This is a genomic window from uncultured Nostoc sp. (assembly GCF_964245575.1).
Lineage (GTDB): Bacteria > Cyanobacteriota > Cyanobacteriia > Cyanobacteriales > Nostocaceae > Nostoc.
This window is the reverse complement of the sequence record NZ_CAXTNP010000157.1, coordinates 9456-18904: the sequence shown is the minus strand read 5'-3', so window position 1 is coordinate 18904 and position 9449 is coordinate 9456. Positions and strand designations below refer to the sequence as shown.

Genomic DNA, 9449 nt, shown 5'->3' with positions numbered 1-9449 from the left:
TCCACTTCACATTATCTCTTTTTTGTCAATTGTGATTACTTGACCGACACCCTAGAAACCAACTGTAACTGAAAACGAACACACCCATGTCAAACACCAACGTTAAAATCGTGCAGGAACTCCTCAAAGGTGCCACCAAGCCTGAGGTCGTCAATCGGCTTGTCTCCCCCGGTGCCATCTACGTATCACTCACCTATGATAATCCCGACCTAAAAAAGCTTATGCCTTGGGCAGGCACGCATAAAGATGGTCCGGCCAGCGTCCTCAAAGTTTTCCAGGAGCTCAACACCTTTTGGATGATTGAAGACTTAGAGGTTCAAGATGCCTTTGGCGAAGGCGAGAACGTAGCGCTCTTCGGCACCTTCACCACCCACTCGGTGAAACTCGGTAAAAAGTTTACCTCTCCCTTTGTCTTCTTTGCGAAGGTCAAGAACGGCTTGATCACCTACATGCAATACATGGAGGACACCTTTGGCACAGGTTCGACCTTCCGATCGGGTGGTACCTGGACATTCCAGAGCAACCCAGACGGCAGCGAAGTATCAGTGCCGTAGCAAGGTGTCCCAGGTGAATGGCACGCTTGAAAAGCCGAAAAGCCTGTGGTTCTCGACAGGCGGCGGCGAAGTCACCCGTTATATCGGTGACCACGGCACTCTTCGCGTTGCAAAAGCCGTTCTAGTGGGCGCAGTGCCACTTCTGATGCTCTTAACCGAAGCTAATCCTGGCAGACTGCCGATTAAAGTCTTTGATACCATCCGCATGGGTGTCACAAACCACCGTTCCCAGTTCTACGAGGATCTCAGTGAGTCATTCTACGGTGCCAACAGACCAGGTACTAAAGTTTCACTTGGTCTGCGTCAGCAGTTCTGGCTCCAGAGTATGCAGGTCGGTCTTAAGGGCGCACTCGACTGCATCAAGGCATTTTCGGAAACCGACTTCACCGACGACCTCAAGAAATTCGACGTGCCAACGCTGATGATTCACGGCGACGACGACCAAATTGTGCCGATCGCTAACTCAGCTCGTCTCTTTTCGCAAATTGTCAAGGGAGCGACTCTAAAGGTCTATTCGGGCGCAGACCACGGATTGTTCAGCACCCATCAAGAGCAATTTAACACCGATCTGCTGGCATTCCTCAAGACCTAAACTCGATTGCCATTACCGCTAGAAACGCTGCATAAATAGCGTTTCTAGCAGATGTTCCAATATTCCTTCAGAATCTGGGCGACAACTCCGAAAGTAGCGATCGCAGCATTAGGCGTAGCTTGTCTACTGCTGAAGGCAGCAAAGCAACAAATGCGCTAATTAAGGATTTAGCTAAATTAACTGACTTCAATTAAAGTTTACCTTAAATAATGACTTTCCAATAATCAAGAAAATGGCTCATCTCTGGATTCTTACCTCTTGCTCGATTTATGGTTCATAATTTTTACCAAATTATGATTCAAGGCACACCTATTAACCTTTTCCCCCGGTAAAGGTGACGCTTTGAATAAAGTAACGATTAAAAAAGGCGTAAATGCCTAAAACTGGTAGAGTGAAGACTATAGAAGCCGCCATAATGTAATTCCAATAGCTGATGTATTGACCTTTGAAGGTGTTCAGACCCAAAGGCAGGGTAAACATTTCTGGGTCAAATAGGATAACTATAGGCAGTAAAAAATTATTCCAACTGCCCATGAATACAAAAACTGCCTGTGCTGCTAGTGCTGGTTTTGCTAAAGGTAAGACAATATGCCGGAAAATTCCAAAAGTATTTAAGCCATCAAGTTGAGCTGCTTCTTCCAGTTCTTTAGGAAAATTAACGAAAAATTGCCGCATCATGAAGATAAAAGTGGCATTAACCATGCTAGGCACAATCATGCCTTGGTAAGAATTCAGCCAGCCGATCGCTTTTAAAATCAAAAATGTGGGAATTAGCGTAATTTGCGCTGGGACTGCCAGTACTGCCAAGATTAGGAAGAACCAAAAGCGTTTGCCTACAAAGTGCAGTCTCGCCAAGGCATAACCAGCCATTGAATTTAACAACAAATTTAAAAGCGTGACGCTGATGGCAATTACCACACTGTTGAACAACCAGCGCCAAAATAGCGGTTCTTGTAGAAAGATTTGCCTGTAGTTGTCAAGAGTAAAATTCTTAGGGAGAAAGTTGGATTCACCACTGACAATCTCTGATAGCGGCTTAAATGATGCTGAAAGTGCCCAGATAAAGGGAATTAGAGTAATCAGGGCATAGAGTGTCAGCAAGACGTATAACAAGACTTTGAACCAGGATAAGCCAGAGATGTTAGTCAAAGCCGTTCACCTCCAAAAAGTCGTCGCTGAATTAAAGTGATGGCAATGATCACTGCTGCTAATAAAAATGCGATCGCAGCTGCATATCCCATTTGTAAATTCCGAAACACAGCTTGGTAAATTAGCAGCACTACAGTTAAAGTAGCGTTGTTTGGGCCACCAGTACCAGCAGAAAAGATGTAAGACTGATCAAAAAGTTGAAAAGTCCCAATTACCCCCACTGCTACCACAAAGAAGGTTACAGGCTTTAGTAAGGGAAAAGTAATGTAGATAAATTGCTGCCACCCATTTGCGCCATCGAGTTGGGCAGCATCATAAAGTGTTTGGGGGATATCCTGCAACGCCGCTAGATAAATCACCATGAAAAACGGCGCAGTTGACCAAATGTTCATGATCATAATGCCTTTGAGCGCAACTGCTGGATTACCTAACCAGTTATAAGTAGGTAGCCCTGCAAAAGCGAGAAAATCGTTTAGTAACCCATCAGTGTTATAAATCCACATGAAAATGAGCGTTAGCACTGCTGAAGAAGTGACTGTAGGCAAAAAATAGAGGATGCGCCACCAGTTTTTACCACGAATCCCAGAATTGAGAGTTACCGCTAGAATCAAAGCCAAGATAGTTTGAGTTGGCACAACAATAGCTACATATTCGGCTGTGTTTCTCAAAGCAATCGCAACCCTTTCATCTTCAGCTAATCGCATGAAGTTCCGAAAACCGATGAACTCGTATTCAATACCGCCGAGAAGTTGGACTTTTTGCAGGGAAAGAAAAATGGCGTAGAAAATAGGTAAGACTACAAAAGTTCCTAAAACTAAAATGGTAGGGATCATAAACATATACCCAGCCAAGTCTTCTGTGAGATTCCACTTCGGGTTACTTCGTCGCCTGCTAATTTCAAACACTATTGAACCTCCATCTGGGTATTAGCGTAAAGTGGGACACATAAGGGATGCGGCTTGCCTAGCCGAAATGGCTGTAACATCGACTCCATAAATTGCAAAGCCCAAAACTTTGCTGCATAATCTGTCCCTATTAAAGTTGATATTAATAAAAAATATTACTTATTTAGACTAAGTACAGCATTTCATTAATTCGTAGCAAATTAAATTTGGCAATACCCTGCAATGCCAATGCATCGGCTGACAATGCCAATGCATCGGCTGACAATGCCAATGCATCGGCTGACAATGCCAACGCATCGGCTGACAATGCCAACGCATTGGCTGACAATGCCAACGCATCCCCTTGCATTAAAAACGCTACGATTTTACGCAAAGCTCTACTAAGCATTACTCCATCGCCTTAATCTGCTGATTAGCTTCATTCTCTCCCTTCAGCATCGCCTGCTTTAATGATTGTTGCCCCAATAAGGCGCTGACAAACTGGTTATCAAAGTTATTGACGATCGCAGATGAATACTCACCTACTTGCCACGGTGTAGCATAATCAATACCCGCTACTAATGGCGATCGCATAGGGTCTCGATCATAGCCCAAATTCTTTGCTACTGATTTACGTGTTGGCAAAGCAAATCCTGTTCCTGTCCACTTTTGCATCCCTTCTTTACCCGTGAGATATTCAATCAACTTCCAAGCTTCGGTTTTATGCTGTGCTTGCTTGTTCATCACGTAGGCAACTGTAAGTAACATTGTGCCTTTTTTGTCATTAATAGTAGGCACTGGTGCGGTAGCAAACTCTAGTTTGGGAAAGGTTTCAGTTAAATAAGGAATTGCCCAATTCCCCTCAATCACCATTGCCACCTTACTTTGACCAAACATTTCACTACCTGAGTTTGTCCCCACATCAGATTTTTGGGCAGAGGAACGGTCTTTTTGATACTGGTCTACTACTAACTCCAAACCCTGTAAACCTGCTGCACTGGCAAAGGTAGCATAACCATTTTGATCGACGATTTGTCCACCAAAAGCTTTAATTTTATAAGCCTGACGCGCTAATTCTGAGTTTTCTCCAAAGCCGTATTTGTTAAGTTTGCCTGTCAATTGTTTCGAGTAGTTACGTAATTCATCCCAAGTAGCTGGCGGACTACTCAAGCCTACGGCAGCGAAGGCTTTTTTGTTATAAAACAGAGCAAGGGTGGAATAGTCTTTGGGAAGTCCATAAATCTGGTTCTGATATTTAAAGGTGTTGAGTAGGGCATCCTCGAAGTCCGGTAGGTCAAATTTGGGGGTGATGTAAGCATCTAAGGGTTCCAGGACATTTTGACTCATTAAAAAAGGAGCTTCCAGCGCATCCAGATAAAAGACATCAGGCGCGGCTTCCCCAACCAGACGAGTTTTAATCACATCCATATATTGGTCGGAGATTGCTTCATATCTGACCTTAATAGTTGGATGTTGTGCTTCAAAGTCTTGCAGTACTTCCGTCAAGAGTTTTTGTTCAACAACAGAGCCTCCCCAACCACTAAGTTTAATGGTGACTGCGGTAGATGCTAACGGTTTGCTTGGTAATTGTAGGCTTTGACAAGCAATAATAGCGATCGCGATCGCCATCACTAGTCCCAAAAAATTAAACAATCTTTTTTTGATCACAACACAGATAATAGTCTCTTTTCTCTTACTTATACCTTCTGTTGCTAAAGAGTGATATAGCGGTTCTCAAGCCTCTCGCCATCGCTGAAGATAACAATCTGCTGCCAAACGTTTGCAACGTCTGCCTCAATCACTTCCGAATCCCCATAACGAGGGTGCGATTGTGATGAAACAGTGACAGAATTAGACAATTACGTTTGACTTTTTTACTTTTTTGTGATGCGTTTAGTTATTGATGCGACTTGCCAGACTGCTTTGGCGAAGTCTGCGGCAGTGGGGAAGGGTTTTTCTTGGGATGCGATCGCAATGCGATCGCAAGGTCAGGAGTTTAATTGCACAGAGAGTGTACGGCTTAGTAATGGGTTATGAAGATATAAATGACCGTCGCGGATGCCGTCTGTGATACGCTGGCTTATTCCTAATGACTCCAAAAACTTTTGCACTGAATCCTTCAACTAACCAAAAAACACGCTAATAATGGGACTGCACCTAAAGGTGCAACGCATAAATCCCATCCCTGTTCGCGCAGCGTCTCCTTTTGGGAGAAGGAGGTAACAATCTGAAAATTTTTTGGATTTTCAGATTGTTATTAGTGGGCTTTCTGCTCCAATACTTGTAATTTTTTCGCTTATCTTCCCCTGCTGTGACACCTAAGTGACTAACTCAAATTGCTAGTTAGTTCAGGAAATTTGGAGTACCTTTACCACCATTCTTACCTACAGCAGGAATTTCTAGTACGTTATCAGCAGCTTTGCCAGTACCATCATTGACAACATACATAGAGTTACCTAGATGTCCATTGGGAACGAACAGCTGCGGGTGGTCAAAGGGCGCTTTCTCAGAGACGACTCGCTCATCGGTGAGTCCTTTCAGGAAAGCCACCAAGTCATCTTTTTCAGTTTCGCTTAATCCCAATGGGCGGAGAACCCCTGGCGGGCGGAAATCTCCACCACGATTATAGAAGTCCACTACTTGCGGCAAAGTTAAATAGCCACCATTGTGGAAGTAAGGAGCTGTCAGTTCTATATTGCGTAGTCCAGGAACTTTAAACTGTCCGTCTGCAACTACTGTGTCATTGGGGCTAACTGTAACATTGGGGCTTGAACCTAAAAGTAGTGGGAATTTCCCCAAAGCAGCTACCCCCGACTCCGAAAGTGGATTACCAAATGGGTCTTTACCACCAAGACTGATGTCTTCTAGGGTGGGTCTAACACCGATATTGAAGAAACCTCTGTCCGAGACGGTTATGGGAGTGGTGGTGGTGGTGGCTCTGAGTCTTTGGTTCTTGACGTTGCTAACCGAGGCGCTGGTGAGTTCTAACCCACTATGGCAGAAGATGCAGGCAGCTTTGCCCTCGAATAGTTGTTTGCCTCGTTGCTGCTGCACGGTGAGGGCGGTGGTATTTCCTTCTAAGAAGCGATCGTAGGGCGTATCGTTGGCAATGAGTGTAGACTCGTACAACTGAACTGCAAGCCCAAAGAATAGCGAGAAGTTATAATCCAACAGCCTGTACTCAGCGGTTTGGGAAGAGTTATCTGCTTTATTAACAAAAGTCCGTTTACCTTCAGCATCAATTTGGATCAGTTGATTAGAGTTCCACCACTCTGGCTTAAAGGCATCTTTAATCAGATCCTCATAGGTTTTATCCTTGAGTCCGGGCTGAGGATAACTACTATCTGCACCTAAAACGCTGTCTTGTGGATGCACAACCTGTTTGCCTAGTGGTGTAAGTCCAGATAACTTTTGCCCCAAGACTCTGGGGAGCTTTGTACCTCCAATTGACAGAATATTTTCCAGCGAACCCAGCGAGTTGTTGACAACTATAAATTTGCTGAGGTCAATTTGACCAAACTTATTACCAATTTCTTGAAAAGTACGGCCATCAGCAGATGACTCGAAGGAACTCAGTGGCGGACCGACCGCTTGGGAAGCCAAAGACGAATTATTCAGGCTGACTTTGACAAATTTAAGCTGATTTGGGTTTTCTGCTTTCACCACAGAGGCGTTAGAGTCTCTTAAACCGAAAGGATTTACCCCATTAAAGATATCCTGTGCCCTTCCATCCCAGAAGTTGCGGAAGTTGAATGCTGCATTAATTACGGTTGGCGTATTACGCGGCTGGACGCGGCGCACATTGATACCTCCCACTTTAAACACTGGATCTGGCTCACTTGTTTCTAGGTCTCTTGAGCTACCAGGTATAACACCAACAAATTTTGTGTTGGCTACTCCTTGAGAGGAACTAACATCGTTACTGTCAGATACCACAGTCGTAGAATCATTTGGATTTGACAGCTTGTGAAAGGGAAAATCTGCTTTTGTTAGCTGGTAGTTTGGCCCGCCGCCTGTATTAAAAACTATATCTGGATTCTCTGTACGATCAGCGTTAATCCGCAAAAGCCCAGGAGCAATCTGATTTATGGATCTATTGTCGGCTCCAGCATGGAAGTGACAACTAGCACAGGAAGTACCTCCGTCGCTTCCAACTTGTATATCCCAAAAAAGAGTCTTTCCTAACTTGATTGCAGCTGCTTTGTTTTTTACAAAGTCTCCAATATTGTCAGGTTCTGGAACCGATACGCTCTTGAGCGAAACTGGAGGCGACCCCGTAACCTGTGCGGATACACTATTTCCAGCAATTACTGCTAGCATAATAATGGCAGCAATTGTTATAGTCTTGGAATATCTTGATTCTAATCGGTTAAGCTTGCCAAACCTAAGTCTCCACCATTGGCACTTTATTTTTGTCACCAAAGATTTGAGCAAAATTCGACCTCTTAAGGTCAGTAGGAAGTAAATTGATAAGCCAGTAATAAAGGCTACTAAGCTTATTACAAGTATAATTTCCATGATTTTTGTTATCAAATAACACTGAAACAAGTTATACATCTGCGAATAAGTTTTAAATTTCTTATTCTCTTATTCATGTAATCGGCTATTTGAAAAGTTTTAAGGGTTCAAAAAACCTATTAAAGAATTATGCCTTTGATATTCAGTCCGCACTTGCTTAACCCTGTTTTGCTACTCTCGAAAAACAATAATCCAGGCAAGATTCTGAAACTTTGATTGAGTCAAGCTTTGAGTCTCTATTTTCTAGTCGCTCTGTTGCTTAACCGATTTACCACCGCAGCAAGTAGGAGTTTGAGGTTGGGCAAGTCCTCAGAATATGATCCTGTCAAGTCTTGTGCAAAAACGATATCAGATACTGCCATAGTGTTTAGACCTTTTTAATTAATGGGTGGTATTGCAAAGTATATGAACAACATTTACCATTCATCCAAAAGTCAGCACATTCTCCTGCGCTCGTTAGTTAAATCTGAGGCTTTAGCTTCTTAGGATTTCCTTTGGATTTCTTTAAATCTTTAGAAGTAATGAATCACAGTCGGAATACATCTTGTGACTGATTACTAACCCATATTCTTTTTACAAATGCACCTCCCTTATACAAAGCAGTAGTTGCTAAAGAATAGTTACGCAAGACCAGATCAAGTAAACCTCAATTAATGCTCGTCAAGCAAGTACTTGTATAATTTACATTGGGCATACAAGTTTTATGCAGAACCAGCCAATTGTTTACAAAAGTTTATAAAAAATTCTGTCTGATAATTTGACAGCGTAGTGTCTGTTGAGTTTTCAGTTCCATCTCATAAGTTTTTCGCAGACGACACGCAATATTTACAAAAGTTCACTAATTGCGCTACAGCCAATGTTTTCTCCGTAACCCAAAAATGAGGACGGGTCGCACAATGACTGGGGTCATCGTGTTCATTCCAGTTTTTTTGTACGCGCTCGAAATTTTCAAGTGCCTAGAATGACGATTTTTAGTTCAAATTAGATTAATAACCCAAGTTGTTAGTAGTCTACCAAGGCAACTTTGCTGGGTTACACAGTCGGGTATAAGCGTTGCATCTTTCTCCGTGCATCTGTGGTTTGAAATGTGTAGGTATCCATTACAGAGCGATGGCTACGCTCTCCGTTCGCGTAGCGTCTCGTAGAGAAGGCATCGCAAAAGTTTTCGGTCTACTGAAGTTAACGAAAGAAGAAGGGTTTCAGGCGATGCTTTGTCAGATGACGAGAGCGTTAGCTGCGATCGCCACCGGAAAGGGCGGGTACGCCATCGCAGAAAGTCCATCCATAACGCTCGTTACTTAAAAAGCTGATTTTAACGCGATTCCAGCGAATGGTGTTGACTCGCTCAAATGAAAGTTTGGTAAGGCTTCTGGAAAACTTTTCGGTCTGCTGAATGTACCCAAAGTAGTTGCAAAAGATAAAAGTTTTTAACGCCGTAGTAGTTATTCCTCAAAGATGGGTAGATCAGTGCGATCACCCTCCAAAAACTCTTGGTACAAAAAGAGTAATTGCTTGCAGGCAGATTTATAATGGCGGCTTGGGAAATGCGATCGCCATTCAAAAACTCTAACTACAAAAGTGCGATGGCTACGCCCGCCGCAGGCATCGCACTTTTGCAGGCAGATTTACTACATCTGCGCGTTGAAGGGAAATTAGGCGATCGCTCTTTTGTACTAGTTTTGGTACAAGTTTCAGAAGCACGCTATAAGCCTCTATCTGTTCCTGGAGAGCGATCGGATTCTACTGTTATTT

10 protein-coding genes are annotated in these 9449 nt (G+C 43.4%); 5 read left to right on the top strand and 5 right to left on the bottom strand.

Annotation, left to right across the window (positions count from 1 at the left end):
* The first annotated feature begins 86 nt into the window (after positions 1 to 86).
* The gene (locus tag ACFFAP_RS22990; RefSeq protein WP_375513394.1) at positions 87 to 554 is read left to right on the top strand and encodes a nuclear transport factor 2 family protein; all 468 of its coding nucleotides are present in this window, start codon (positions 87 to 89) and stop codon (positions 552 to 554) included.
* 13 nt (positions 555 to 567) lie between these two features.
* Positions 568 to 1146 (top strand): alpha/beta hydrolase, encoded by a 579-nt coding sequence (locus ACFFAP_RS22985; protein ID WP_375513393.1) that lies wholly within the window; start codon positions 568 to 570, stop codon positions 1144 to 1146.
* 312 nt (positions 1147 to 1458) lie between these two features.
* Here the strand turns inward: ACFFAP_RS22985 and ACFFAP_RS22980 are convergent, their stop codons facing one another.
* From ACFFAP_RS22980 to ACFFAP_RS22965, 4 genes are all read right to left on the bottom strand, one after another.
* Positions 1459 to 2295: a carbohydrate ABC transporter permease gene (locus ACFFAP_RS22980; RefSeq protein ID WP_375513392.1), complete on the bottom strand. Its 837-nt coding sequence runs from the start codon at positions 2293 to 2295 to the stop codon at positions 1459 to 1461.
* Complete coding sequence (locus tag ACFFAP_RS22975) at positions 2292 to 3200, bottom strand: carbohydrate ABC transporter permease (protein WP_375513391.1); 909 nt, start codon at positions 3198 to 3200, stop codon at positions 2292 to 2294. Before ACFFAP_RS22975 ends, ACFFAP_RS22980 begins: the two co-directional genes overlap by 4 nt.
* Positions 3201 to 3363: 163 nt before the next feature.
* Positions 3364 to 3588 carry a hypothetical protein gene (locus ACFFAP_RS22970; RefSeq protein ID WP_375513390.1) on the bottom strand — a complete coding sequence of 75 codons (225 nt, stop codon included), beginning with the start codon at positions 3586 to 3588 and terminating at the stop codon, positions 3364 to 3366.
* Positions 3588 to 4808 carry an ABC transporter substrate-binding protein gene (locus tag ACFFAP_RS22965; RefSeq protein WP_375513395.1) on the bottom strand — a complete coding sequence of 407 codons (1221 nt, stop codon included), beginning with the start codon at positions 4806 to 4808 and terminating at the stop codon, positions 3588 to 3590. Before ACFFAP_RS22965 ends, ACFFAP_RS22970 begins: the two co-directional genes overlap by 1 nt.
* Before the next feature lie 258 nt (positions 4809 to 5066).
* Here ACFFAP_RS22965 and ACFFAP_RS22960 point away from each other — a divergent pair, with 258 nt between their 5' ends.
* Positions 5067 to 5216 (top strand): hypothetical protein, encoded by a 150-nt coding sequence (locus ACFFAP_RS22960; RefSeq protein ID WP_375513389.1) that lies wholly within the window; start codon positions 5067 to 5069, stop codon positions 5214 to 5216.
* A gap of 306 nt (positions 5217 to 5522) precedes the next feature.
* Here ACFFAP_RS22960 and ACFFAP_RS22955 read toward each other — a convergent pair whose 3' ends face one another.
* On the bottom strand, positions 5523 to 7499 hold the full coding sequence (locus tag ACFFAP_RS22955) for a cytochrome-c peroxidase (RefSeq protein ID WP_375513388.1): 1977 nt from the start codon (positions 7497 to 7499) through the stop codon (positions 5523 to 5525).
* A 1308-nt stretch (positions 7500 to 8807) separates the two neighbouring features.
* Between ACFFAP_RS22955 and ACFFAP_RS22950 the strand changes: the two genes are divergently transcribed.
* Positions 8808 to 8999, top strand: coding sequence for a hypothetical protein (locus tag ACFFAP_RS22950; protein ID WP_375513387.1), 192 nt, complete (start codon positions 8808 to 8810; stop codon positions 8997 to 8999).
* A 227-nt stretch (positions 9000 to 9226) separates the two neighbouring features.
* A partial coding sequence (locus ACFFAP_RS22945) for a hypothetical protein (RefSeq protein WP_375513386.1) occupies positions 9227 to 9449 on the top strand: 223 nt, incomplete at its 3' end.

Coding starts and splice junctions, on each gene's coding strand:
- ACFFAP_RS22990 (WP_375513394.1), top strand. CDS start 87: ATGTCAAACACCAACGTTAAAATCGTGCAGGAACTCCTCAAAGGTGCC.
- ACFFAP_RS22970 (WP_375513390.1), bottom strand. CDS start 3,588: ATGCTTAGTAGAGCTTTGCGTAAAATCGTAGCGTTTTTAATGCAAGGG.
- ACFFAP_RS22965 (WP_375513395.1), bottom strand. CDS start 4,808: ATGGCGATCGCGATCGCTATTATTGCTTGTCAAAGCCTACAATTACCA.
- ACFFAP_RS22960 (WP_375513389.1), top strand. CDS start 5,067: ATGCGTTTAGTTATTGATGCGACTTGCCAGACTGCTTTGGCGAAGTCT.
- ACFFAP_RS22955 (WP_375513388.1), bottom strand. CDS start 7,499: ATGCTAGCAGTAATTGCTGGAAATAGTGTATCCGCACAGGTTACGGGG.
- ACFFAP_RS22950 (WP_375513387.1), top strand. CDS start 8,808: ATGGCTACGCTCTCCGTTCGCGTAGCGTCTCGTAGAGAAGGCATCGCA.